Here is a 25,143-nt window from a genome sequence, read left to right as displayed (position 1 = left end):
TTTTGAGTTCTCATACTAGGCCATTTTTTCATAAGATATTATAGTTTTTAAGTAAGACGAGAGTAATCTTATAGATTAAATAAGAGAAATGATGATGCAAGAGTACATTTCGTACGAATCTTTTCGTGTAGTACGTCCTACTTTACAAATTAAACAAGAATTTAATTTATAATTTCTCCTCATTTTTTAGTATTAACTATTTAAAAACTTCGATTTAATTCCATCATTTCACACGAAAAGATTCCTGTGGGAGCGGGGAGTTACTTTTATTTAAAAACAAAAAATACAGATATAAAAAAAAAAGCCTAAATTCAACTCATGAAAGAATACCATTTCTTCAATAAATCATATGTGCGAAACCGGAAAAGAAATTAAATTATGTACCTGTATTACTAATGAAAAGGATACGGTTATTAGTTATAAAAGGTTCACGAAGTATAAAAGTAAAAAATCTAAGGAATATATCTGGAGCCTCGATAGATATGTTGGTTATACCGAAAGGACTATGGACGGGATGATTATTTTTCCGTTGGATGCTTTGGCTGAAAATTTATCAACTGACAGTATGCTTACCGAACTTAACAGCAGAAACTGTTTTGATTTTGAGTACAGTCCGAACGAAGGAGATAATCTTACGATTTATGCACCCGGAAGTTATGATAAGAGATTGTCTTTTATTTACAGAAGCGGAGAATGGACAGCCGATTATTATGATGGTTTTATTCATGAAACCGAAAAGGTCAACTTTGGTAAAATTACTTTTGATTAAAAAAAACAGTATTGAATCTGTTGTAAATTCCCAAACCTCAAAAAAATCTAAATGAAACATTATTTCATAAGCGCCTTATTATTGACATTTTTATTTTCCTGTAAACAGGAACCCCAAAAATCAGCTGCAGTTCCTAAGAAACATCCGAAAAAAACAGAAATAAAAAAGCCTATTCCCATTTCAAAGGAAGAATTTGATTTGTTAAAGAAGCTTATGACTGAAGAATATGAGAGATATAAGACCAATGAAGGTACAGGTATGAACTTCAACGAATATCCGTTTGCACTGAGTATTACAGATGAAGCAGAAAGCCGGTCTACTATTTATTATTCTATTTTAGCGAAAGATGATTTTAATAATGATGGTATTACAGATTATATTGTAACAGAAAGCTGCGATTCGATGGCAGGCTCTTCTTTTGTGTATGTGATCATGAAAGACAAAGTAAATATTAAAGAGCAGCACGAAGTATTGGAGTACGCCCCTTTTTCGTATAATATTTTAAACGAAACCCAATATAAAGAAAAGAAGATTACAACCGTTGCTTCCAAGAACTGGAGGACTTACGAAGTGAACGAAAATAAAAATAACGAATCCGCTAATCTGGTTTTTTCGTATCGTGATGGCAATCTTTACGAAGAGTCTTATTTAACCAAATGCAAACTGGCTAAACTGGAAAGTAAAACTATTTTTAAGGATATATCCAATATTTCCAGAAGGGTAAGAAGTATTGACATGCATAATTATACAGAAACCATTAGTGAAACCTACAAGACACAAGATACACTTATCCACGCAGATTTGTCAGGCTGTGACAACCCGCTGTTTGAATTTGGAATTATCATTCCTGCGGAAAAAGAACAGGTAAACGAACCTGATTTTTTTAAAGATCAGGTGGTATCTGTTTTAACTTTTCTGGCTCAAAATACCCAGTTTGAGGATGAGATCAATCCCGTTTTAAATTATTATGAGGAAAATGAATTAACAGAAGAAGAGATTAAAACCGATGGTAATCTGGTGTTTACAATTTATGCCAGAAAAAAGGATTATAACAGGAAAGAAAATACTTTGTCTATGAGAATCATTATGGAAAGAAGATACAATCCTCATCAGACAGAAAACTGGGAAATAGCGACCCGTAAGAAATAATCTAAAACGATAAAACTTGTACAGCTTTATCGTTTAATCCTTTTTATGATTTCTGCGAGAGTGAGAGCAGTAATGGTATCTTTTTTTTAGTATGGGGTTATTTTTTTCTCTTTTTGGAGCTTTTTTTCTGAAGAGAAAGACTGGTAAGACCTCCGCAGACTGTCAGATTTTCAACATTTCCAAAAAACATATCAATAAATTCGTTGTCAAAGAAAATAGTTTTTTCGGGATCTGATTTATCCTTTATTTTATCAAGTAACAATTCGGCAGCAGTTTTACCCATTCCCGGCAGGGGTTTTTCTAATTTTGTGGATTGCACTCCTGTATAATAGGAAACCGCATTCTCCGATATTTGAATATTCTGGTCCTGCAGATAATGTAAAGCATCTTTAGCAAGTGAACTGGAATAAGCAAAAATACTGTCAAATTCGATATTGGATTCCAGAAAGTTTTTTAGTGCAGTTTTTACATCATCAGGATCAAAACCGGCTGTTTTTATAACAAGAGACGAATCAGTTTCTTGTTTTTTCATAATACGGTCATATCCCCGGGCATCCTCTGAAATAGTTCTGAATTCGGGGGCTCCCATAAGCCATGCTGTTTTTTTATATCCGTTGCGTACCAGTTCCTCATACCTGCGATGTCCCATAAGATATTCATTAACATTCAGGATACCAATGTCGTATATAGTGGCTTTCTTGTCAAATAGGATAACAGGAATGCCTCTTTGTATTACTACCTGACAAATGTAATTATTGGTTCTTTCATCGCACGGACTTAAAATAATACCGTCTACTTTAAAAGCTTCCAGCTGAAACAGGATTTCTCTTTCCCGTTCCGGGCTTTTACCGGATTCCAGAATTATAATATGATAACCCAAAGGGTCAAGGGTTTTTCTCACTCCCTGAAGTATTTTGGCAAAAAAAGGCATTGTTATTTTGGGTACCACAAAGCCAATAGTTTTGATTTCTAAAGGTACATCAGAGGTTTGGGTATCGGGATTGTATCCCAGGTTCCGGGTAATATGTTCAATTTTATATTTTAAATCCGGATCAATACTTTTAACATTACGAAATGCTTTGGATACGGTCGAAACCGGCACCGACAAACGTCTTGCAATATCTTCTATGGTAACTGGTTTCATATACTTTGGTCTGCTCAGAAAAGGTTGATTGTAAATATATCAGTTTTAATGCGACGGATAAAATGAGTTTTAAAAACTTTCTGTAAAATTTAAAAACGATTTCTTTTCTGTTAAATCCGTATAATTATAACGTGTTTTGAAACAGTTATTTAGATGCTGTAAGCTACATGCTTAATGCTTATAAAAAAGGAAGCAGAACGTATAGGGGCCATCTGTAAAACCATTTACTATTTCCCGGATGTTTTATTACGTTAAGGGGGACTTGTTTGATATATAATAGTTTATGTTTTAAAATTGGCTATTTTTATATGGAAAATTAATCCAATTATGGAATTGCCAAAATTACCATTTTACAAAAAATACAACCTGATTTTTAAAGCCGTTACTGCTGGCGGAATACTAGGTTTATTATATACGGCAATTACAGACTCTGGTTCTGAAAATCTGTATCTGAAATTGTTTTTAGGGTTGGTTATCGGAATCTGTTTTGGTTTGGTCAGTATTACTTTTGAAAAATTTTGTGCTTCTTTTGAACAGTATTCTTTTGTAAAGGCAATGTTTCTTAAAGCCTTACTATACAGTTTCAGTATTCTGATTTTCTTACTCTTTTTTGTGGTTTTATTTACGAAGATTCTGGAGAATATTTCCTTTGAAACTGCTTTGAACCGCTATATTTCTGAACGGTTAACCGGGGATTTTATCTTTTCGCTTGGCGCTTCTGTATTTTTAATTCTTTTCTTAGAAATCAGCAGTCTGCTGAGTGCGGGATTTTTTTATAATTATTTTACAGGAAGATACCATAAGCCAATTCAGGAAGAGCGTATTTTTATGTTTGTCGATGTAAAATCGTCTACGACTCTGGCCGAACAGCTTGGCGACGTTTTGTACAGCAGTCTCCTGAAGGATTTATTCAGCGATTTTAGTGATGCTGTTTTAGCATCGCGTGCCGAAGTTTATCAATATGCCGGAGATGAAATTATACTGACGTGGAAATCGCAAAAAGGTTTAAAAGAAAACCGCTGTTTGTATTGTTTTTATATGCTGAAAGAAAGTATTAAAAATAAAGAAGAGTATTATCTGAGGACCTATCAGACTATCCCTGATTTTAAAGCCGGAATGCATATAGGAAATGCAGTAACAACCTGGGTGGGAAAAGTAAAAAAAGAAATCGTATATCATGGCGACCTTTTGAATACGACCTCAAGGATTCAGTGCAAATGTAACGAGCTCGGTCATCATTTTGTTATTTCTGAAATGATGAAAAACGCCCTTAATCAGGATTCTTTTATACAATATACACAGCAGGGCGAAATACAACTTAGAGGTAAAGCAAAACCTGTGCAGCTTTTTACAGTTGATTTTAAACTTAAACAGCCAGAGTAAAGAGAGACTGTATACGTGTATTTTATAACTTTTAGAGTGGATTGTATAAACAGGAATTTAAGTTTTAAAGTAACTTTAATAAAATTTAAAACTTAGGAAAAATGAGCACAAATAATCAAAGTCAGAATAATACTGGAAAAAGTAAATCTGATAATAGAAGCGATATGAGAAAGCATCAGTACAGAGAGCATGATGAAGTTTTAACAAACGATGAAAACTACGATGTTGACACTCATAAATTTAAAGGTGAAGAACCTGATTTTGACGACAAAATGAACAATGAAGAAAAAAAATAAAAACGAAACGTCTCAAATATTTCATTTGAGACGTTTTAATTTGAAGTGCTTAGATAGAATTCTCACCAATAAAACTCTGGAATTTACTTTTGTACTGCTCGGCAATTGTAATTCTTTGTTTGTTAATGATGACCTGATTGCGTTCTATTTCTTCAATTTTGTTAAGGGCTATGATAAACGAACGGTGGATTCTCATGAATTTAGATTCCGGTAATTCTTCTTCGAGCGATTTCAGGCTCATTAAAGTTAAGATGGCTCTCGGCTGACTGACCAGCCATATTTTGATATAATCTTTCAGTCCTTCAAAATACAAAATATCATCGAGTTTGATTTTTAACTGTTTGTATTCAGATTTCACAAAAATAAAATCCTTGTTTACAGGTGTTTCAGCAGCTTTAGTTCGTTTTAGTCCAAACCATTCTTTTGCTTTTAAAGCTGCATTGTAAAATTCTTCAAAATTAAAAGGTTTCATTAAATAATCCAGGGCATCTACTTTAAAGCCGTCGAGGGCGTATTCGCTGAATGCGGTGGTAAAAATGATCCGGGTATCTTTTGAAATGGTTTTAGAAAGCTCTATTCCCGTTAGTTCCGGCATCTGAATATCCAGAAAAATCAGGTCAATTTTTTCGCTGTTTAGTATTTCCAGAGCATCAAAGGCATTGCTGCATTTTTCCTTAAGTTCTAAAAACGGGGTTTTTAAAACATAGTTCTGAATCAGTTCAAGTGCAAACGGTTCATCGTCGACGATAATACAGCTTATTTTTTGGTCCTGCATAAACGTTATTTTTGAGTATCAATTTCCAGTTCAGTTGTAAAAGTTTCTTCTGTTTCCTGAATTGTAAAGACATATTTTTCAGGATATAAAAGTTCCAGTCTTTTTCGGATGTTTTTTAAGCCAATTCCGGAACCGCTTTTATCGGTAATATTCTTTTTGACATTATTATTCCGGCTTTTGAACCGGATTACAGAATTTTCAATCTGCATCGAAAAATAGATATTCGACTGATTTAAGGCTGAAACGCCATGTTTAAAAGCATTTTCAATTAATGAAATAAAAAGGAGAGGAGCGACCTGAAGATCTTCGGTAAGATTAGGAAAGTCTGTTTGTACGATGGTATTTTCAGACGTTCTCATTTTCATTAAATTAATATAGCGTTCTATAAATTCAATCTCTTTTTTAAGGCTTACTTTCTCGGCATTCGATTCATACAAAAGATAACGCATTAAAGTACTCAGACTGTGAATGGTTTCTTTAGCTTTTTCCGGCGAAATATCGACTAACGAATAAATATTATTAAGGGAATTAAAGAAAAAATGAGGCTGCAGCTGGTATTTCAGATGCTGTAGTTCTGATTCCAGCTGGGAATTTTTGGATTCTTTTTTTTCGGCTTCATTTTTTAACCAGCGTTCAAATATACGGAGCGTAATAGAAAAGATCAGCGGAATTAGCAGCGAAAGGGTGTCAATATAAATAAAGAAAATCAGAGGCGGCGGCTGCAGGCGATTCGTTTTAGGCTGATTTTCCATAAAATAATCTCTAATCTGAAAATTCAGCCAGATAAAAAAAGCAATTACAGCTACATTAATGATAAAATACAGTACGGCTTTCTTTTTGAATAAAAAGGCATTTATAAAAAGGAAATAATTGAGATAAAAAACAGCGGCATAAATACAAAGCGGTATCCAGAAATGTTCTATGATTCTTTGTAATTCAACAGACTGCCCGGAAGATAAAAGATAGGGCAGACTGAATAAAACCGCCCACACCAAAACGTGTATTGCAATGGCAGAAAGGCGGTTATTTTCTATAAATTTATTCATAGCGTAAAGCGTTTATCGGATCTAAAGCGGCTGCTTTTCGGGCTGGGTACCATCCAAAGAATATTCCGGTAATGGCACAAACGGCAAAAGAGATCAGGATCGAAAACATCGTCACACTCGTAGGCCAGTTTAAAACGGCAGCAATAAAAACAGTCGAAATCAAGCCTAAAGTTACTCCAATTATTCCACCCGCAATACTTATTATGACGGCTTCAGTTAAAAATTGCATTAAAATATTTCTTCCGGTACCGCCAACGGCCATTCTGAGACCAATTTCACGGGTTCGTTCCTTAACTGAAATATACATAATATTCATAATCCCGATGCCGCCAATCAATAAAGAAATTCCGGCAATGGCTACTAAGAGCACGGTCATCATTTCGCTGGTAGAGCTGAACATTTTGATTAATTCCTGCTGGGAGAAAACATTAAAATCATCTTCGGCATTTCCCAGTTTATGATTTTCTCTTAAAATTTTAGAAATTTCTTCAACAGCTGCTGTCGCGTCGTCTTCACTTTTGGAAGAGGTTACAATAGACTGCAGATAGGTGGCGGCCAAAACTCTCTTTTGAACAGAAGTATAAGGAGCCAGGATAATATCGTCCTGATCCTGACCGAATGTATTTTCTCCTTTTTCAGAAAGTACTCCGATAATTTTAAACGGAATTTTATTGAAACGAATCGTCGCACCAATTGGATTTTCTTTGTTTTTGAATAAATTCTCCACTATAGTTTTTCCAATGACTACTACTTTTGCCGATTCTTTTATATCCCGTTCGGTAAACATGGTGCCGTCTTCTACATCCAATACCCTTACTTTCAGATATTCCGGAGAAACGCCGTAAAGTGTTGTCGGCCAGTTTTTGGCACCACGGATCGCTTGTCCGTTTCCGTTAACAACCGGAGAGGTATTTTCTACCAAAACCGCATTTTTTCGAATCGATTCCAAATCTTTTATGGTCAGGGTCTGCATTGCACTCACATCCATTCTGACACCGCCCTGCATTCCGGCACCAGGACGTATAGTAATCATATTGGACCCCATACTGGAAATCTGCGTTTTGATACTTTCTTTTGAGCCTTCTCCAATAGCCAGCATGGCAATAACAGAACCTACTCCGATAATAATTCCAAGCATGGTTAAAAAAGCCCTGATTTTATTGATCTGAAGCGCTTTGAAAGCTATTTTTAGTAAACTAGAAAGATTCATATTCTTTATTTTTAATCATTTTCAAGAGGCATATTTTTCAATGCTTCCGCTGCATTTAAGATGTTTTCGTTTTTATAATCTTTAATGATATGGCCGTCTTTGAGTACAATAGTTCTGCCGCTGAAAAGAGCAATATCCGGCTCGTGGGTAACAAAAACAATTGTTTTTCCTTCGGCATTCAGTTTCTGAAAAAGCACCATAATTTCATAAGAGGTTCTGGTATCCAGATTTCCTGTGGCTTCGTCGGCCAGAATCACAACAGGGTCATTTACCAGCGATCGGGCAATAGCTACACGCTGCTGCTGTCCGCCTGAAAGCTGGCTCGGCGTATGTTCCAGACGACCGGATAATCCTACCAGATTCAAAGAATCAATGGCTCTTTTTCGTCTTTCCTCTGCCGGAATTTTTTTGTTGTACAGCAGCGGAAGTTCGGCATTTTCAATAGCCGTCGTTCTTGGCAGCAGGTTGTAAGCCTGAAAAATAAAACCGATTTTTTCGTTTCTGATTTTCGCCAGCTGATTTTTATCTAAGTTCCGAACCGGAGTCTGGTCAATTTCATAAAGTCCCGAAGACGGCTGGTCCAGGCATCCTAAAATATTAAGAAGTGTTGATTTTCCTGAACCCGATGATCCCATAATGGTCACAAATTCCCCTTCTTCTATCGAAAACGAGATTCCTTTTATGGCGCGTACAATTTCGTCGCCCATTTTAAACTCTCGTTTTAAATCCTGAATATTGATAATTTTATTTTTCATGACTTATTTTTTTCCAGGTGGTTTTGGCATAAACGGACTGGAACTTCCTCCAGCTTCTTTTGCGTTGGCCTGTTCTTTTTTAAGACTTGTTACTACTTGGATTCCCTGCGCAAGACCGCCCGTAATTTCATAATTGATCCCGTCATTTTTTCCAATCTGAACTTCCTGTTCGTGAATACCGCTGGTATCTTTTACCCAGATTGTTTTTAGGTTTTTATCTTTTGGTGCAGCCGGACTCTGTTTAAAGGCGGGAGTACTTTTATCTTTATTGTATTCGTTTAAAAGACTCAGATCCGGTTCAAAGGCAAAAGCTTTGGCTTCCAGTGTCATCACGTCTTTTATTTCCATAGTATAAATAGAGACGGTTGCCGTTAGTCCCGGTTTTAATTTTTCTTCCGGATTATCTGCTTTGATAATAACCGTGTAGGTAACCACATTAGAAGTAACTGTCGAATTTAAACGTACCTGCGTAACAGAACCTGAGAATTCTTCATCCGGAAAAGCATCCACAGAAAAAGTAACTCTTTGTCCTTCTTTGATGCTTCCAATATCAGCTTCATCAACATCGGCTTCTACCTGCATTTGTTTTAAATCTTTGGCAATGGTAAAAAGAGTAGGAGTGCTGTAACTTGCTGCTACAGTTTGTCCTTCGTCAACATCTTTAGAAAGCACCACACCGTCTATTGGCGAATATATATTGGCATAACCAAGGTTAGTCTGGGCTTTTCTTAAATTGGAACTCTGCTGTTGAACGGTTCCTTTGGCAGTATTTAAATTAAAAAGAGCTTCCTGATAATCGGCTTTACTGATTACATTGGCTTTATAAAGCGCTGCCTGTCTGTCATAAATAACCTGTTTGTAATTCTGATCCTGTAAAGCAACATTATAGGCCGATCTTTCCTGCTGTAAAACTTCCTGCAGGTTTTCTTTATCCAGTTCGGCAATTAACTGACCAGCTTTTACTGCCGAATTGTAATCGACGTAGATTTTTTTAACCACGCCCGAAACCTGAGTTCCTACTTCTACCTGTTTAGTGGCTTCGATGGTTCCGGTTGCGGTAACTACGTTGGTGATATTGCCGTTTTTCGCCTGAACGGTTTCTACCTGAAGAATTTCTTTTGTATTGGTAAACGAATAAATGGTGGTACCTATGGCGGCAGCGACTAAAACAGAAGCTGCGATTATTTTTGTTCTCTTATTCATGACGCTGTTATTTTAAATTTGAATTGGATTTCCCTGATAAAACTGAAGAAGCTGATAGTACAATGCTAATGATAATTTGGACTGCAGATAAGTTTGTTCCGCATTCAGATAGGTGTTTTTGCTAACCAGAAGATCGGTTGAGTTTAAAGCCCCTAATTCTGATTTTTTTACAGACATATCATAAGCCAGTTTCGAAGAGTTTCGCAAAGCGGCAGCGGCCTCCATCTGACTTTGGCTTGAAACCGCATTCTGCCAGGCACTTTCAATTTTCAGATACAGCTGTTTGTTTTCTGAAGCTGCTGAAAGTTTAGAGCTTTCGATTTCGATTTTAGCATTGGCAACATTGGCTTTGTTCTGGTATTTACTAAAAATGGGAATGTTTAAAGAAAGTCCCACGGTTTGGTAAAAATTACCATCGAACTGACTAAAAAAGCCAAAGTTTTGTGTGTTGGTATACCCCGAATTTAGTCCGGCATTAAGACTTAAAGTCGGTAAATAACCTGCTTTGGCTTTAGATAATTCTAATTCTTTAATGGATGTCTGAAGCGCGGCACTTTTAATTTCCGGCAGATTGGATACAGCGGTGTTGTAAACTGTTTTTAGATCTGGCAGCAGGTATTGATCGGCACTTAATTTAGTCGACTCGATTTCAAACGGTTCATCGGGATTTAGTTCCAGTAATTGTTTCAGGTTGATGAGCTGCTGGCGGTAATTATTCTGTGCGGTTATCAGTGTTACTTCATCATTCTTAAGCTGTGTTTCCAGATTAGCCGCATCAAGTCCCGCTACAGATCCTGCTTTGTATTTCAGGTTTGTCTGATTAAGCTGTTCTTTTGAGGAAGCAATAACATTTTTGGCAGTTTCAATTCCTTCTTTATAATAGAGAGCCTGAAGATAAGCCTGGGCTACACTTAGCAGCGTATTGTTTTTGGCTTCAGAAACATAGAACTCATTTTGTTTTACCAGCAGTTCGTTTTGTTTAATCGTATTGTTAATGTAATTGCCTTTATATAAGGTTACTGAGGCATTCACACCTGCGCTTGTAGAATGGATAAGCTGTGAAACATAATTGCTGGTAATAGGATCAATACTGCTTCCGTTGTTCATGTTTTGCGAAGCATTAGCACTTACACTCGGCAGACGTTCGTATTTGGACTGTTTGTAATTGATCTCGGCTGAATTTTGGGTAAGTTCGGCCTGTTTTACCGTAATGTTATTTTGTACGGCATATGAAATGCAGTCCTGAAGGCTCCATATTTTGGCTGCTTTTTCCTGTGCGGAAATAACTCCGGACTGGAATATAAGAAGTATTATTATAACTATTTTTTTCATTTCCCTGAATTTTATGATTCAAAGGAATACTGAATTTACACGATATAATAATGAACTAGATGTCTGCCCTTATTTTCTATATTTTAACGAAGATTTTATCGACGGGAATGTAACGGTTTTGCAGTTTTTGGATAAAAAAGAAAGAGGTTTGCTGAAAAGCGGGGTATTACTTTTAAAAAGTCAGCCGAAACAGAAAAGGATCAGGGTTCATTTTTCTTTAAACACCTTCCTCTTGGTTCATCGCCTTCATACAGAACAACTTCCGAGTGCAGGAATTGCGCGGCAGCAGCGGAGTCTTTTACTTTGACTGCACTGCGTTCCAGCATTTCGGTTTCAAATTCGCTTAATACCGCTTCTCTGACGCCTCTTTTTCTCCAATCTGATAGAGGTCTGCATTCTTTTACAATACTTCGAGCCAGCGACAGGGCATCCAGTAAAGCCTGGTTTGCTCCCTGACCTTTAAACGGACTCATAGGATGGGCGGCATCTCCAATTAAAGTTACAGGACCGTATTTGGATAGAAGCTCTGAACTCAATAGTTCCCGGTCGTAAACCGGATAACCGGAAATTAAGTTTTCGCAGGTTGCATTTATAATCTGTGGTACCGGATCGTGCCATTGGGTTCTGCGGCAGGCTTCTTCTTTGAGTGCTTCAGATCCTTTTGCACTTAAGGCTATGGCTTCGTTTTCGGGCATCGGAAAACTTAACTGCCACATAACAGAGTCGGCATCATAAGGCATTACATAGATTCGTTCACTGCCATTGGCGGTTTGAAATACGGTAGCTGAATCTAATAAGGAACTGTTTGTACCGCTAATCGAACTTAACGGACAAATCCCTAATATGACAATGCAGTCCAGATACCGTAGGGGAGCTGTTTCTTCGCCAATTAATAACCTTCTTACTGAACTGCGGATACCATCGGCACCAACAAGAATATCGGCTTTGGCTTTTTTAATTCCGTCTTTTACCTGAAAACGGAGCTCAATTGTTTTATCTTCAGATATAGTAAAATCCAATAATTGATGTCCCCATTGTACAGAATCATGTCCGTTGAGTTGTTCCAGAAGTTCCAGACGAAGGGATTGTCTTGCAATATGGACATTCGTTCGTTTTGAATAGGCTTTCTGATCTGTATCGAGCCATTTTCTGATTCCCCATTCCCCAATTATTTTTCCTTCTGTATTGTGAACAATATGTTTGGTTGAAATGACACCTTCTTTTAAAGAAAAAATTCCAAGACCTTCAATTGCTTTGCTGGCCTGTTGTAAGGTAAGTCCATAGCCTTGCGACCGGGCAGCAAAATTGTCATCCCGTTCATAGAGCGTAAAAGGAATCCCCCGGTGCAGACAGGCGGCGGCAAGTGCTGTTCCGCCAATTCCGGCTCCAATAATAGCAACATGAGGATAATGCTCATGATCTGCTTTTGGATAAACAGCGGAGGCAAGCAGTCCGGAACCATTACAGTCCGGGCATACATATAAAGGAGCCTTAGGGCGAACCGGTGCAGGTCCCTGATTATTGTTTTTTTCAAATTGATCAAATGCCCTCTGGTATTCCAGTCGTACTTTTTTAGTAAGTCTGCGGCTTTTTTTTCCGCGTCCCTGGCATTCTGTACAAATAGTCCAGCTTATGGTCTCGTTCTGTTCTTTCACAGTTGGGGTTCTAAAGTTGAAGTAGACATAAAAAATCCCATTTCTGGAGAAACGGGACTTCAGTTTTTTCGACTGCAAAGATAGTTTTTTTCAAAGTATTTGTTTAAAGATTCTTTTAGAAGCTCATAAATTCTAATCATTTTGACTGATTTTGGATGGAATGGATTATAATTTTGAAAAATACACAGAAGTGAAAAAAATATTAACTGATTTTTATAGATTTGTAAAATCTATATTTTTCCCAAATCAACGGGATACCATTATAAATTTTGAAGACAATGAAATCGGTTACGCCTATATATTTATTCTTACTGTTCGTCTATGCCCATTCCTATTCTCAATTAAGTTCTGATAAAATATTCGAAAGTTTTAAACAGGGAGAACGTACCAACTGCTCATCCATAGCTTTTATTAAGGCTTCTTTAAATGTGTACGGATTAGATAATCTTTTTGTTTTGGAAAAGATAAACGACAGTGTAAACAAAATCACTTTAAAGAACAATGCCACGTTTAACCTGAATGATGACGAACTGGATAAAGCTAAAATATCAGCAGGTTTTGTATTTATAAAAGACAACTGCGACAGCGAAAAAATAGTAGATTATGCTGTTCTTACTTATGCTGTAATGGCCAAGTACAAACAGATTATTGATAGGGAATCTACTTTTGATGCAGCATTGGAAGATTTAGAAGATGGTTCTGTTTATACTCCGACTATTTATAAATATCTCGGCTTTAAAGAAGGAAAACAGATTGAAAAGTTAAAAAGACAGTCCGGAAGTGAATACTGCGGCGTAGTGGCCTGGTCCAAAGTGCACGCTGTTTTTGTATGTGGAGAATTTATGGACTATTACGGCAACAAAAAAAGTATCTTTATAAAGTATCCGGGGCGTTTTAGAATTATAAAATCATAAATCTTCGGCTAAACTTTAATATTTTGTAGTTTTTTACCTGCAAAATGTAATGTATTAAGAAATGTTAAAGTTTTTTAAAAAAAAGAAAACAATAAACTTGTAATTTAAGTTAATTTATATATTTTTGTTTTTGAACAACAACCAATTTAAATCCAGAAAATGAAGAGTAAAATTACTATACTAAGTATCCTTTTCTTCTTGGTTACAGCAGCGGCTTCTGCTCAGGCGAAGAATGCTCCAAGAAGTATTATTAGTACAACAGCCTTGATCCGTAAATACCACGATCAGAAAGAATTAAGCGGTATGCAAAAAGGTGAGCTGTTAGAATTGTACATTGAACGTATTAAAGTTCTTGTAAAAACTTTGCCTTACATCGCTTTGGTTACTAAACCAGGAGTTACAATGGCAGATTTAGGTATTCCGGACGACGGTGACCACAAAAAAATCTTAGATGCTCAGGCAGTAGGTACATCAACTTTCTTAGATACTACGGTAGAATTTCAAAGAAAAATGATGCCTTATTCAGATAAAGGAAACCTTATCGCTGCGATCTTATTCTACGAAAACACATTAAAATCATTACACGAATTCAATGAATTGAATGAAATGTAAGATCTATACGATATAGAATTTAAAAACTCCAAAGTCATTTGATTTTGGAGTTTTTTTGTTTCAGCAGATCAGGCAGGCTGTCCGTTTTCTACAGGGCATTAGGATTATATAGGTGAAGTACTTGTATAAAGTTTCTTTACAGCTTTACAGTCCTGCTAATCGATAATCGCTTTTATGAAAAGCAGGTGAGCATAATTCCGGAAATAATCGTTCAAATTTTGCAGTCTGAAATACCAATGCCTTTTTTCACTATCTCATAAACAACAGGTATTTTGCTTTTGTACAGAATAAGATAAGAGAATATGATAATCAGGTATGCTTAAAAATAGGAATACATTTAAAAATTAAGTTTAAAATTTCCATATTGTCATTTTTTTTTATTAAAAAGAATGATTTTAAGATCTATATTAGGTCTTGATTTTTTCATTCAGAATTTTTTGTAATGTATTGATATTCAGTTTTTTGATTTTGTGTCGCTGCGGTTCAGATCTTGATTTTTATCCTACTTTTTTTATAATTTTTAGTTAAGGTTTAGTTTCGTTATATCCCTTTAAGGGAACTAACTATTAAAAAAAACCGAAAATTATGAGAAAACAATTACCTGTTACTTTTTTTAAAAGAGAGACTTACTGCCATATTATAATGTGGATTTTATTGGTTCTCCTAACCTCAGATTTATATGCACAGCGAGGTTATTATGATGCACCTTATAAGAGATATGAAGCCAATTTAGGGCAGCTGTCGAATGGTGCGTCGGTTACGTCCAAATCCTATAGTCAGGCAGATCTGCAGTCAGAAGCTTCAGACCAGATTTGTGTAAATATGTCTGCGGCCAATGCAACCGTACAATGGACACTTACCGAAGCTGCCGACGGACTTGTTATTCGATACAGCGTTCCTGACGGGCAGAGTGGTACTATAGGTGTTTATAACGGAACGACAAAACTTACTACTCTTACGTTAACTTCAACCTGGTCATGGGAATATTTATGGAGTAACGGAAATCCTAATAACAACGGAATTACGAATCAGAACCCAAGAATGCGATTTGATGAAGTACGTTATAAAATGGCCAGTAAAATACCGGTATCCGGAACTTTACGACTGGTAAGGGAATCAGGGAATATTCATTTAGACTTTGCAGAGATGGAGCCGGTTCCTACAGCAGTAAGTGCTCCGTCCGGTGCCGTAACTTATACCGGAAACGGAAGCGATCTTCAGACTTTTATTGATGCAAACGGCGGTAAAAAAATATATATTCCTTCCGGTGTTTATAATGTTAACAGGGAGTTATACTTTGGTGCAGCCAATACTTCTCTGGTAGGTGCCGGAATGTGGTACACTCAGATTAACTTTACCAATACCAGCAGTTTAAATGGCGGACTACGCGCCAATGCCAGTGCTATTTCGTTTAGCGACCTGTACTTAACGACTAATTCAGCTTCCAGAAGTAATTCGTACAAAGCCATAAACGGGGTATTTACTTCGGGATCAGTCGTAAAAAACATTTGGGCAGAACATTTTGAATGCGGGGCCTGGATTGGACAATACAATGTGGGCGGTCCAACGATTGCCGATGGTTTTACCATGTCGCATTGTCGTTTTAGAAACAATTATGCCGATGGAATTAACCTTTGTAAAGGAACTGCAAATTCAATTGTAGAACATTGTAACTTTAGAAATAATGGCGATGACGATCAGGCGATGTGGTCGGCAAACGGACAGGAATGTATCAATAATACCTTTCGATACAATACTTCGGAAAATTGCTGGCGTGCCTGCGGGGTTGCTATTTATGGCGGTAAAAACAACAAAGCCTATAACTTAATTATAAAAGACAACCTGGAAGCGGGTGTCAGAGTCAGTAATAATTTTGACGGAGCCCCTTTTAACAATGACGGTCTTCATGAATTACATGATATCACGATTACGGCCTGCGGAACTTTTAACGATACCTATAATAATCCTGTCGCGGCAATAGATATTTTTAGTGCCACTAACGCCGGAACTCAGGTGAAAAATGTGCAGTTCTACAATATTGATATACTGGATTCCAGAAATGATGCGATTTCTATTAGCAAAAGATCAGGAGACGGTATTTACAATCTTTCTTTCAGAGATATTACGGTTAACGGTACAGGCAAGGAATATCCGAACAACAATGCATTAAACCGAAACTGGGGCAGAGGTTATTTTGTACTTATTGCAGGTTCGCCTGCCGGAAACGGAACCTACTGTAATATGAATTATTCCAACAGAGGCGGTAATGCTGCAGCCAATGAAGAAACCAGTGCAATTGGTACTTTTTCATGGACACAAAGCTCAACCTGTTCGACTTCTGTAGTTGCGGTTACCGGAGTAGTGCTTGCACCGGCAAGTGTGACTTTAGGTGCTGGTGCGACACAGCAGTTAACCCCAACTGTTTCTCCGGCCAATGCCACAAATAAAAATGTAAGTTACAGTTCTAACAATACAGGAGTCGCTATTGTAAACGCTTCAGGGCTAATCACTGCAGTTGCTGCGGGTTCTGCCACTATTACGGTAACGACTCAGGACGGAGCCAAAACAGCGACTTGTGCCGTAACAGTAACTTCTTCCAGTGTAGCGGTAACAAGTGTAAGTTTGAGCCCTTCATCGGCGACAATAGCAGTAGGAGCCACACAGCAGTTAACTCCAACTGTGCTGCCGTCTAACGCTTCAAATAAATCCGTTAGTTATTCCTCAAACAATACCGGAGTAGCAACGGTAAATGCCTCAGGTTTGGTAACTGCCGTTTCTAACGGAACAGCGGTTATTACCGTAACAACAGCCGATGGTAATAAAACCAGTACCGCTGCTATTACGGTAAATACCCCAACAGGAACTTATTTTACGATTAAAAACAGATGGACCAATAATTACCTATATGATGCCGGAGGAAATGTTGGATACGGAGCCACTGTGGCGAATAATACTTATAAATGGGAAAAAGTTGCCATAGACGGGACTTATTTTATGCTGAAAAATGTTGCTACAGGAGACGTAATGCATATTGAAAACCTGACTGGAGCCGTACAGTGTACAGCAGGATCTTCCGGCTGGTGGAGTGCACAATGGTCTTCTGAAAATGTAGATGCCACCTGGGTAAGAATTAAAAACAGATGGCAGACAGGAGCGATGATTCATATTGAAAACCTAAATGGTTCTGCCCAGTATGCCGGAGGACAGAATAATTGGGAAAGTGCACAATGGCAGTTTCAAAGCACGACAGCATCCAAAAAGGTAAATATAGCAGATGAAGCAGCAGAAGAATACAACGCAGCAGTGAGTATTTATCCTAATCCGTCAATTCATAATGAGTTTAATGTTATTTTACCGCAGTTAGGTACAGATGATACAGCTACAGTAACGGTAACCGACATCAACGGCAGAAAAGTTCTTGTGAAAAAGCTGCATACATCGTCTAAAATTAACCATGATCTGGCGTCCGGTATTTATGTGGTTACTATAAACTCAGCTGTTTTAAATATTTCTAAAAAGCTAATTGTGAAATAAAAACATCAAAGTTAATTGGCATTATTCGTAAAACTAAAAACAGTCTTCGGACTGTTTTTTTGTTTTATAAAAGTTGCTGTAATTGTTTTGAATGGCCATTTTTTTTTAAACGGAATTAATTTAAAAAATAAAATTTTGGTGGATGTTATAGAAATAGTAAAAGGAAAAATAACCGTTTAGTTAACCAATAACTTCTTTACGGTGTAAAAGCCCCCAGTTCCATAGTTCATACAATACTTTGTTGAGCGATCTTCCGTGATCTGTTATCGTATATTCAATCGCGACAGGCATACGGTCGTGAACCTGACGGTCGATGAGTTTATCGGCCTGAAGGTTTTTAAGTTCTCTGGCGAGGGTTTTATCCGTAATGCCAATTACTTCTTTCTTTAATTCGGTGAACCGTTTGGGGCCCGAACAAAGTGCATACAGAATCAGAAGTTTCCAGCTGCCGCTCACAGCTTCCAGAGCATCTTTAATAGAAAGCATTGCTTTTGAACAGTCTTTATCCGGTAGTATCATATTGAATTACTTTTTAGTTCACTTCCCTTTTGGAAAGCACTTTCCAAAGGGGAAGTGCTTTCTTTTGGAAAGTAAATATAGGTAATTTTGCTCTATATAATCACTATAGCAAAAAGTACCAGACGATGATTGAAATTTTTAAAACCCAAATAAAAGAGTTGGAATTAGCGGATCAGATAAAAGAAGCAATACAGGCAGTATACAAGAATTGTACTGTCAGCTTTGATCTGGAGGACCGGGATCGTATACTGAGAGTAGAGGGGAAGGAATTTGATGCTGAAAAAGTTATTGCGGTTGTCGAACGTTTTGGAATTTCCTGTAAGCTGATTCCTGACAGCCTATGCCCGCAAACAGAAAATAGTTCCGGACAAATGCAGGAACAGTGGGAAAACTGTTTCCGGTCTCATCAGACCGTCTGGGGATTTGAGCCAGCCCGTTCAGCAGTAATGGCAGCTCAATTATTTGTAGATAACGGTATACAAAATATACTGGTACCGGGATTTGGATACGGCAGAAATGCACAGTTTTTTACCGATAAAGGTCTTCATGTTACCGGCATTGAAATATCCGAAACAGCCATCCGCATTGCGCAACAGTATTATAAAGGAAATGTACAGCTTATTCACGGTTCTGTAACACAAATGCCTTTTGATTCTGAGCGGTATGAGGGTATATTTTGTTACGGGCTTTTGTATCTGTTAAACGAAGAGCAGAGAAAAAAAATGCTTGCTGTTTGTTACGAACAGCTAAGCCCAGGAGGTTACCTGTTTTTTTCGGTGATTTCAAAAAAAGCATCCAATTATGGTATGGGGAAGCAGACTGCTAGGGATACTTTTGAAAACGCACAGGGAGTCCGGGTTTTCTTTTACGATTCAGATTCTGTACAAAAAGAATTTGAACCTTTTGGATTATTGCAAAGCTTTGAAATAACTGAATTTACAGATGCTTCAAAAACAACTTCTTTTGATTTTATTGCTGTCGTCTGCAGAAAACCATTATAATTTTTATACCAAATAAATAAGGATATCTGACTTGATAAGGAACTAAAAATAGTTACGGATCAGGTCAGTTTCTTTTTTGTCCTTTTTCGGATTAGAAAAAAGGTTATCCCGGCGATAACAAGCAATCCTGTTATAATTATCAGGGAAGAATCAATTTCAGTTTCTGCCGTAGTAAAAATAAAATCGGTTTTTTGTTCAGGAACAAATGTAGTATTCGTTTTACCGCTGTCTATAAATCCCTGCTGTGAGATATCATAAACCCTTTCAGATTCATTACGATTATAAAAATACCAAAAGGCAGTTAGTAAAAATAAAAAGAGCAGGGAGCAGAAAGCAATTTTTTTATTCCTGTTTTTCATTGTTATGATATCTTTTTAATTCTTCAAATATATATCTTTTCATGGCAAAAGCAGGCAATTTGTATTTGTTTGTTGAGAAAGGCATGTTGTTTTTTTTAAAAGCCTTTTGAATTTAATTTTTTTCAGTTTCTGCTTTGGGTTAAAAAAAATCTTACATAGAGACACAAAACTTGTTTTTATATAACATTCTTGTTATTAGTGTTTTAAAGTGTATTTCAGAATTTAGTTAACATTTTTTTTGCAAAAAGAACCGTTAAAATTTTGAGTCTTAAATTTTTAATATACTTTTGTTCTATCAAATTAGTAGAGTTTTAGGTAAAATAAGACTTCAAACCAAAAAACACATTAAATTTTAATCAAATGATACCTAGATTTTTAGGAATAAAATTATAGATAAAGGCCAGTTTAAATAATACTAATCCAAAATAAAAAGAAAATGAAAAAACGAATGTGCTGCGGATGCAGATAAAAAGAAAACCATTTCTGTTGCAGCAGAAATGGTAAAGCTTAAAAGAAATTGTACATCTCTGTAAGGAAAGCCGGAGTGGAATAATCCATCTCCCGAAACCTTATTTATTAAACTAAAACAAAGTAATGAAAAAAAAATTAGAAAGATATACATGGTTCTGTATTTTGTTGATTTCCATAGGAATTAAAGCCCAGGAAACAAAACCTCTGATCCAGTCCAGACTGGAAGGAACCGTAATTGATGCTGTTACAAAAGAGCCTGTTATTGGTGCTTCCATAAACATTAAAGGCACAACACATGGCGTTGTAACCGATTTTGACGGAAAGTTTTTTTTCCAGACCGGTCAAAAGCTTCCTTATACCCTGATAGTAAGTTTTTTGGGGTACAAAAAGAAAGAAGTTGTGGTTAATGAAAATCCGGTAGTTATTGATCTTGTTGAAGAACAGAATCAGTTATCAGAAGTAGTGGTCACAGCACTTGGGATCTCAAAAGAAAAGAAATCTTTAGGATATACAACTCAGGCACTTAAAAACAAAGATATTGCCGAAACAAAAGAAACGAACTTCTTAAACAGTCTTAGCGGAAAACTGGCTGGGGTTCGTATTACAAATTCACAGGGAGATATGGGATCTTCCCGTATTATCATTCGCGGGGAAACTTCTATTGCAGGAAACAACCAGCCTTTATTTGTGGTAGACGGAGTTCCGGTAGATAATTCACAATTAGGAAGTGTTGGAGGAGCCACCCGTGACTTTAAAAATGCGATTGCCGACCTAAACCCAAATGATATTGAAACCTTAACTGTATTGAAGGGACCAAACGCAGCAGCACTTTACGGATCACGTGCAGCGCATGGTGTGGTTTTGATTACGACTAAATCAGGAAAAAGCCAGAAAGGATTGGGAATTACGGTAAATTCAGGTATCACGATTTCTCAGGTAGCGACGCTGCCAAGTTTCCAAAACTCATACGGGCAAGGTTCAAACGGAAGATTTAGCTTTGTTGACGGAAAAGGAGGCGGAGTAAATGATGGTGTTGACGAAAGCTGGGGGCCAAGAATGGACGGGCGTCTTATTCCGCAATTCTTCTCCAATGGCGAAGCAGTGCCTTTTGTAGCGCATCCGGACAATGTGAAAGACTTTTTTAATACAGGAGTTACCTATGATAATAGTGTTTCTGTTGCCAGATCAGATGATAAATCAGATTTCCGTTTAGGAGTAAACAACCAAAAACAATTAGGAACGGTACCTAATAGTGAAGTAAACAAAACAAATTTTACAGTTAATACCAACTATCAAATCTCTAAAAGTATAAAAGTAGGGGTAACCGGAAATTATATTACAACCAATGCTCCGGCTTTACCGGGAGGACCTTCAGGAAACCGTGCTGCGGGTGTAATGCTGCAGTTTTTATGGTTTGGTCGTCAGGTTGATATCAACCAGCTGCAGAGTAACAGAGACGTGAACTGGAACAACAGCTATTACAGCAATCCTTACTGGAATGCGTATTACAATACAACCAGCCAGCAGCGCAACCGTATTATCGGAGACATTCATTTGGATGCAAAATTAGCTGAAGGTCTTAATTTTAGATTCCGTACAGGAGTTGATTATTACAATGACCGAAGAAAATATACGATCAAATACGGTACAAACGGAACACCTTTCGGATCCTATGCTGAAGATGCTTACACAGTAAACGAACAAAACACAGAAGGTATTTTTACTTATACTAAAAAGCTGAATGATGATTTTAGTTTAGATGCGCTTGCGGGATTCAATATTCGTAACCACAGTGATGCCAATAACTATCAAAAAGCGCCGCGTTTGGCTGTACCGGATTTATATACGCTGACGAATTCAAGAGATCCGCTGACATCTTCAAACACTTTATCAAGATTGAGAGTGTATAGTGCTTATGCATCTGCACAATTTGGATACAAAAATTATGCATATTTAAACCTTACAGCACGTAACGACTGGTCATCAACATTACCGAGCAGTAACCGTTCTTATTTTTATCCATCGGTTAACGGAAGTTTGATTTTGTCTGAAGCCTTAAACCTGAAAAGCAATACACTGGATTTCTTAAAAGTTCGAGGCGGATGGTCTGAAGTAGGAAATGACGCAGATCCGTACCAGTTGTCAACAGTGTATAACTTCCAGACAGCATTTGACGGAAATCCAATTCAGACTTCTTCACAAAAGAAACTAAACGAGAATTTGAAACCGGAAACCACCCGTTCAACAGAAGTTGGTTTAGAAGCTTCTTTCTGGAAAAACAGATTGCATTTTGATGTAGCGTATTACAATACAAACAGCTTCGACCAGATTTTAGAAATTAAAACAACGGCTTCAAGCGGATACAATTCACAGTTAATTAATGCGGGAAAAGTAAACAACCGGGGATTAGAAATTCAATTAGACGGAACTCCTGTTCAGACTGAAAACTTCAAATGGAATATTGGAGCCAATTATTCCACAAACAGAAGTAAAGTAGAGATTCTGGATTATGCCAGACAGATTCAAAACTATACCATAGGTACATCAGGAGGTGTTGATGTACTGGCATCTGTAGGACAGGCTTACGGAGCACTTTACGGAACAGCATATTTACGTGATGCCAGCGGTAATATTGTAGTAGGAGCAAACGGATTACCAAAAGCAGATCCGACGAAGAGAGTTTTAGGACATTATACTCCGGATTATTTAGCCGGTGTTACCAATACGCTGACTTACAAAAACCTTGAATTATCATTCCTTGTAGATGCGAGTGTAGGAGGAGAAATTTTCTCAGGAACGAACAGAACGGGAACTTATACAGGAGTACTGGCTTCGACACTTCCGGGACGTGGTGCTGAAAATGGAGGTCTGAGCTATTACTTAAATGGTACGACCAAAACTTTGGTAAACGGAACTGCTCCAAACGGCGTAACGGTTTACGATGATGGTATGATTTTTAACGGAGTATATGAAAACGGAACTCCAAACACCACAGTACTTAGTGCTCAGGAATATTACAAAGCCTCTTACAACATCAGCGAAGCTTACATTTACAGCTCTACTTTTGTAAAAATGAGAGAAATTAAACTGGCTTACAATTTCAATAAAACATTTGCCAGAAAACTGGGATTAGAAGGCGCAAGCATTACGGCTGTTGGACGTAACCTGTTCTTTATCTATAAAGATGCTCCAAATATTGATCCTGAAACCGCTTTTAACACTGGAAATGCACAGGGATTGGAAAGTTTGTCTTTACCAACTACCAGAAATTTCAGTTTGAATGTTAATCTTAAATTCTAAAAATACAGAATCATGCTAAAGAAAATAGCCTATATAACTCTATTTGCATTAACATTAACTTCGTGCAGTGATACACTGGATGATATTAATAAAAATCCAAATGCAACCGAAAATCCGTTGGCACCTTACCTGTTAACAGGAACTTTAAAACAGGGAGCTGACCTTTATTGGGGAGATGCCAATAACTTTAATTCGTCTTTATTGTTTGTACAGCACTGGGCTAAAATCCAGTACACAGAACCGGACCGATACGATGTTTCAAATACTTCCTTCACTTCTTTATGGAATACAGGTTATGCAACCTTAATTACAGATTTGAATACGATTATTAATTTTCCGGATGCTCAGGCCAATTCAAATTACAAAGGAATTGCTCTAACGCTTCGTTCGTGGACATTTTTACTGCTGACAGATGCTTACGGAAGTATTCCGTACAAAGAAGCAGGGCAGAAGGTAACACCGGCCTACAACACACAGAAAGAGGTGTACACAGGACTGCTTGACGATTTAAAACAAGCGCAGTCTTTGTTAGGTACGGCAAACGGTACGGTAACAGGTGATTTAGTTTACAAAGGAGATGTTGCCAAATGGAAAAGATTCGTGAATTCGCTTCGCCTGAGAATTGCATTACGAATTTCAGATAAAGAACCTGCCTTGGCAAAACAGGCTGCCATAGATGCCACAAATGATGCAGCCGGGGTTTTAAGCAGTAATAACGACACTTTTAAATTTACCTATATCAGTTCGCCACAGCAAAACCCGGCATCGGCCTGGTTTGAAACCCGTGATGATTTCCGAATTTCAAAAACGATGGTAGATAAATTAAAAGAGTTTTCAGATCCTCGTTTACCGGTTTATGCCCAGCTGCCGTCTGATGCAACTGTGGGAACCTATGTTGGTGGTGCAAACGGATTGTCAAACAGTGATGCCAACAGCCAGGGTTTTGCTAAAACATCCAAACCGGGAACTTATTTCCTGACTTCTGCTTCGCCGGCTGTGATTTATTCGTATTCGGAAGTATTATTTAATCTTGCTGAAGCTGCTGCCAGAGGTTATATTTCGGGAGATGCTGAAACACTTTATAAAAATGCCATTACAGCTTCATTTAACCAATTTGGTATTACCGATGCTGCCGCTATTTCTAATTACCTGAATCAGGCAAGTGTAAAGTATGATGCTGCCAATTATGCCAAATCTATTGGTACACAAAAATGGATTGCTTTTTTCGGACAGGGTTTAGATGCTTTTACAGAATGGAGAAGACTGGATTACCCGGAACTGACAGCTGGTCCGGCTACAGTTTTGGATGGAAAAATACCTTCCCGTTTCTTTTATCCGGGAACAGAACAGTCTTTAAACGGATTAAGTTATCAGGCCGCTATTGCTGTGCAGGGAAAAGACCTGCTGACCACTAAACTTTGGTTTGACGTAAAATAAACCAGTTTAGATCCGTATTTATTTTTTAGAAAACGGAACCACAAGATATTTTTTTGAGATAGCCCCGTATCAGTTTTTTGATACGGGGCTTTGTGTTATGAAAGAATTTTTTTCAAATAAATGAACAGTATGATCTTTTATATTTATCGATAAATTCAGAATTTCATAATGCTGTTGCCATGAATCTTTGCGGTTTGCTGCAATTTTTTTCTGTCTCATTACAGAAAACGAAAAACAGTGGTGTTTTTTAAGAAAATTTAGTCGGCAGTATGGTAAATT

General features: G+C 37.3%; 20 protein-coding genes. 10 read left to right on the top strand and 10 right to left on the bottom strand.

Translation table 11 applies throughout. The features are described 5' to 3' along the window. Positions 1-349: 349 nt before the first annotated feature. Together ACODST_RS03575 and ACODST_RS03570 are read left to right on the top strand one after the other, a co-directional pair. Positions 350-769: a hypothetical protein gene (locus tag ACODST_RS03575; RefSeq protein ID WP_488930742.1), complete on the top strand. Its 420-nt coding sequence runs from the start codon at positions 350-352 to the stop codon at positions 767-769. Positions 770-820: 51 nt separating this feature from the next. Beyond that, on the top strand, positions 821-1,918 hold the full coding sequence (locus tag ACODST_RS03570; RefSeq protein ID WP_488930741.1) for a hypothetical protein: 1,098 nt from the start codon (positions 821-823) through the stop codon (positions 1,916-1,918). 97 nt (positions 1,919-2,015) lie between these two features. On the opposite strand, the gene ACODST_RS03565 is transcribed toward ACODST_RS03570, so the two are convergent. Next, entirely contained in the window at positions 2,016-3,062 is a 1,047-nt protein-coding gene (locus tag ACODST_RS03565; protein ID WP_488930740.1) for a LacI family DNA-binding transcriptional regulator, read from the bottom strand. 294 nt (positions 3,063-3,356) lie between these two features. Here ACODST_RS03565 and ACODST_RS03560 point away from each other — a divergent pair, with 294 nt between their 5' ends. Together ACODST_RS03560 and ACODST_RS03555 are read left to right on the top strand one after the other, a co-directional pair. Beyond that, positions 3,357-4,445 (top strand): adenylate/guanylate cyclase domain-containing protein, encoded by a 1,089-nt coding sequence (locus ACODST_RS03560; RefSeq protein WP_488930739.1) that lies wholly within the window; start codon positions 3,357-3,359, stop codon positions 4,443-4,445. Between the two features lie 101 nt (positions 4,446-4,546). Beyond that, positions 4,547-4,741, top strand: coding sequence for a hypothetical protein (locus ACODST_RS03555; protein ID WP_488930738.1), 195 nt, complete (start codon positions 4,547-4,549; stop codon positions 4,739-4,741). A gap of 49 nt (positions 4,742-4,790) precedes the next feature. On the opposite strand, the gene ACODST_RS03550 is transcribed toward ACODST_RS03555, so the two are convergent. The 7 genes from ACODST_RS03550 to ACODST_RS03520 all read right to left on the bottom strand — a co-directional run bounded on the left by ACODST_RS03550 (position 4,791) and on the right by ACODST_RS03520 (position 12,717). Further along, positions 4,791-5,516 carry a LytR/AlgR family response regulator transcription factor gene (locus ACODST_RS03550; RefSeq protein WP_488930737.1) on the bottom strand — a complete coding sequence of 242 codons (726 nt, stop codon included), beginning with the start codon at positions 5,514-5,516 and terminating at the stop codon, positions 4,791-4,793. Between the two features lie 5 nt (positions 5,517-5,521). Further along, on the bottom strand, positions 5,522-6,562 hold the full coding sequence (locus tag ACODST_RS03545; RefSeq protein WP_488930736.1) for a sensor histidine kinase: 1,041 nt from the start codon (positions 6,560-6,562) through the stop codon (positions 5,522-5,524). Further along, on the bottom strand, positions 6,555-7,772 hold the full coding sequence (locus tag ACODST_RS03540; protein WP_488930735.1) for an ABC transporter permease: 1,218 nt from the start codon (positions 7,770-7,772) through the stop codon (positions 6,555-6,557). Before ACODST_RS03540 ends, ACODST_RS03545 begins: the two co-directional genes overlap by 8 nt. 11 nt (positions 7,773-7,783) lie before the next feature. Continuing rightward, entirely contained in the window at positions 7,784-8,527 is a 744-nt protein-coding gene (locus tag ACODST_RS03535; RefSeq protein WP_488930734.1) for an ABC transporter ATP-binding protein, read from the bottom strand. Positions 8,528-8,530: 3 nt separating this feature from the next. Next, the gene (locus ACODST_RS03530; protein ID WP_488930733.1) at positions 8,531-9,730 is read right to left on the bottom strand and encodes an efflux RND transporter periplasmic adaptor subunit; all 1,200 of its coding nucleotides are present in this window, start codon (positions 9,728-9,730) and stop codon (positions 8,531-8,533) included. Positions 9,731-9,742: 12 nt separating this feature from the next. After that, positions 9,743-11,062 carry a TolC family protein gene (locus ACODST_RS03525; protein ID WP_488930732.1) on the bottom strand — a complete coding sequence of 440 codons (1,320 nt, stop codon included), beginning with the start codon at positions 11,060-11,062 and terminating at the stop codon, positions 9,743-9,745. Between the two features lie 200 nt (positions 11,063-11,262). Then, positions 11,263-12,717 carry an FAD-dependent oxidoreductase gene (locus ACODST_RS03520; protein WP_488930731.1) on the bottom strand — a complete coding sequence of 485 codons (1,455 nt, stop codon included), beginning with the start codon at positions 12,715-12,717 and terminating at the stop codon, positions 11,263-11,265. A gap of 278 nt (positions 12,718-12,995) precedes the next feature. Here ACODST_RS03520 and ACODST_RS03515 point away from each other — a divergent pair, with 278 nt between their 5' ends. The 3 genes from ACODST_RS03515 (at position 12,996) to ACODST_RS03505 (ending at position 17,777) form a co-directional block, all read left to right on the top strand. Then, positions 12,996-13,631, top strand: coding sequence for a hypothetical protein (locus ACODST_RS03515; RefSeq protein ID WP_488930753.1), 636 nt, complete (start codon positions 12,996-12,998; stop codon positions 13,629-13,631). A gap of 159 nt (positions 13,632-13,790) precedes the next feature. Further along, positions 13,791-14,243 carry a hypothetical protein gene (locus tag ACODST_RS03510; protein WP_488930730.1) on the top strand — a complete coding sequence of 151 codons (453 nt, stop codon included), beginning with the start codon at positions 13,791-13,793 and terminating at the stop codon, positions 14,241-14,243. Between the two features lie 585 nt (positions 14,244-14,828). After that, entirely contained in the window at positions 14,829-17,777 is a 2,949-nt protein-coding gene (locus ACODST_RS03505) for an Ig-like domain-containing protein (RefSeq protein WP_488930729.1), read from the top strand. A 180-nt stretch (positions 17,778-17,957) separates the two neighbouring features. Here the strand turns inward: ACODST_RS03505 and ACODST_RS03500 are convergent, their stop codons facing one another. Further along, positions 17,958-18,296: a winged helix-turn-helix transcriptional regulator gene (locus ACODST_RS03500; protein ID WP_488930728.1), complete on the bottom strand. Its 339-nt coding sequence runs from the start codon at positions 18,294-18,296 to the stop codon at positions 17,958-17,960. A 125-nt stretch (positions 18,297-18,421) separates the two neighbouring features. On the opposite strand from ACODST_RS03500, the gene ACODST_RS03495 reads away from it, so the two are divergent. Beyond that, positions 18,422-19,297 carry a class I SAM-dependent methyltransferase gene (locus tag ACODST_RS03495; RefSeq protein ID WP_488930727.1) on the top strand — a complete coding sequence of 292 codons (876 nt, stop codon included), beginning with the start codon at positions 18,422-18,424 and terminating at the stop codon, positions 19,295-19,297. A 59-nt stretch (positions 19,298-19,356) separates the two neighbouring features. Here the strand turns inward: ACODST_RS03495 and ACODST_RS03490 are convergent, their stop codons facing one another. Next, entirely contained in the window at positions 19,357-19,656 is a 300-nt protein-coding gene (locus ACODST_RS03490; RefSeq protein ID WP_488930726.1) for an LPXTG cell wall anchor domain-containing protein, read from the bottom strand. A 594-nt stretch (positions 19,657-20,250) separates the two neighbouring features. On the opposite strand from ACODST_RS03490, the gene ACODST_RS03485 reads away from it, so the two are divergent. Further along, the gene (locus ACODST_RS03485; RefSeq protein WP_488930725.1) at positions 20,251-23,427 is read left to right on the top strand and encodes a SusC/RagA family TonB-linked outer membrane protein; all 3,177 of its coding nucleotides are present in this window, start codon (positions 20,251-20,253) and stop codon (positions 23,425-23,427) included. Between the two features lie 12 nt (positions 23,428-23,439). Then, positions 23,440-24,864, top strand: a complete 1,425-nt coding sequence (locus tag ACODST_RS03480) for a SusD/RagB family nutrient-binding outer membrane lipoprotein (RefSeq protein WP_488930724.1) — start codon at positions 23,440-23,442, stop codon at positions 24,862-24,864. Positions 24,865-25,143: the final 279 nt, after the last annotated feature.

The sequence above is a fragment of the Flavobacterium sp. FG19 genome (assembly GCF_057809475.1).
The sequence above is the reverse complement of the archived record's forward strand: the minus strand, read 5'-3'. Positions and strand labels throughout refer to the sequence as shown.

Excerpts from the sequence above, each read along its gene's own strand:
- ACODST_RS03490 (WP_488930726.1), bottom strand. The coding sequence starts at position 19,656 with ATGAAAAACAGGAATAAAAAAATTGCTTTCTGCTCCCTGCTCTTTTTA.
- ACODST_RS03565 (WP_488930740.1), bottom strand. The coding sequence starts at position 3,062 with ATGAAACCAGTTACCATAGAAGATATTGCAAGACGTTTGTCGGTGCCG.
- ACODST_RS03500 (WP_488930728.1), bottom strand. The coding sequence starts at position 18,296 with ATGATACTACCGGATAAAGACTGTTCAAAAGCAATGCTTTCTATTAAA.
- ACODST_RS03510 (WP_488930730.1), top strand. The coding sequence starts at position 13,791 with ATGAAGAGTAAAATTACTATACTAAGTATCCTTTTCTTCTTGGTTACA.
- ACODST_RS03485 (WP_488930725.1), top strand. The coding sequence starts at position 20,251 with ATGAAAAAAAAATTAGAAAGATATACATGGTTCTGTATTTTGTTGATT.
- ACODST_RS03495 (WP_488930727.1), top strand. The coding sequence starts at position 18,422 with ATGATTGAAATTTTTAAAACCCAAATAAAAGAGTTGGAATTAGCGGAT.
- ACODST_RS03575 (WP_488930742.1), top strand. The coding sequence starts at position 350 with ATGTGCGAAACCGGAAAAGAAATTAAATTATGTACCTGTATTACTAAT.
- ACODST_RS03545 (WP_488930736.1), bottom strand. The coding sequence starts at position 6,562 with ATGAATAAATTTATAGAAAATAACCGCCTTTCTGCCATTGCAATACAC.
- ACODST_RS03515 (WP_488930753.1), top strand. The coding sequence starts at position 12,996 with ATGAAATCGGTTACGCCTATATATTTATTCTTACTGTTCGTCTATGCC.
- ACODST_RS03540 (WP_488930735.1), bottom strand. The coding sequence starts at position 7,772 with ATGAATCTTTCTAGTTTACTAAAAATAGCTTTCAAAGCGCTTCAGATC.
- ACODST_RS03525 (WP_488930732.1), bottom strand. The coding sequence starts at position 11,062 with ATGAAAAAAATAGTTATAATAATACTTCTTATATTCCAGTCCGGAGTT.
- ACODST_RS03550 (WP_488930737.1), bottom strand. The coding sequence starts at position 5,516 with ATGCAGGACCAAAAAATAAGCTGTATTATCGTCGACGATGAACCGTTT.
- ACODST_RS03505 (WP_488930729.1), top strand. The coding sequence starts at position 14,829 with ATGAGAAAACAATTACCTGTTACTTTTTTTAAAAGAGAGACTTACTGC.
- ACODST_RS03570 (WP_488930741.1), top strand. The coding sequence starts at position 821 with ATGAAACATTATTTCATAAGCGCCTTATTATTGACATTTTTATTTTCC.
- ACODST_RS03530 (WP_488930733.1), bottom strand. The coding sequence starts at position 9,730 with ATGAATAAGAGAACAAAAATAATCGCAGCTTCTGTTTTAGTCGCTGCC.
- ACODST_RS03535 (WP_488930734.1), bottom strand. The coding sequence starts at position 8,527 with ATGAAAAATAAAATTATCAATATTCAGGATTTAAAACGAGAGTTTAAA.
- ACODST_RS03555 (WP_488930738.1), top strand. The coding sequence starts at position 4,547 with ATGAGCACAAATAATCAAAGTCAGAATAATACTGGAAAAAGTAAATCT.
- ACODST_RS03480 (WP_488930724.1), top strand. The coding sequence starts at position 23,440 with ATGCTAAAGAAAATAGCCTATATAACTCTATTTGCATTAACATTAACT.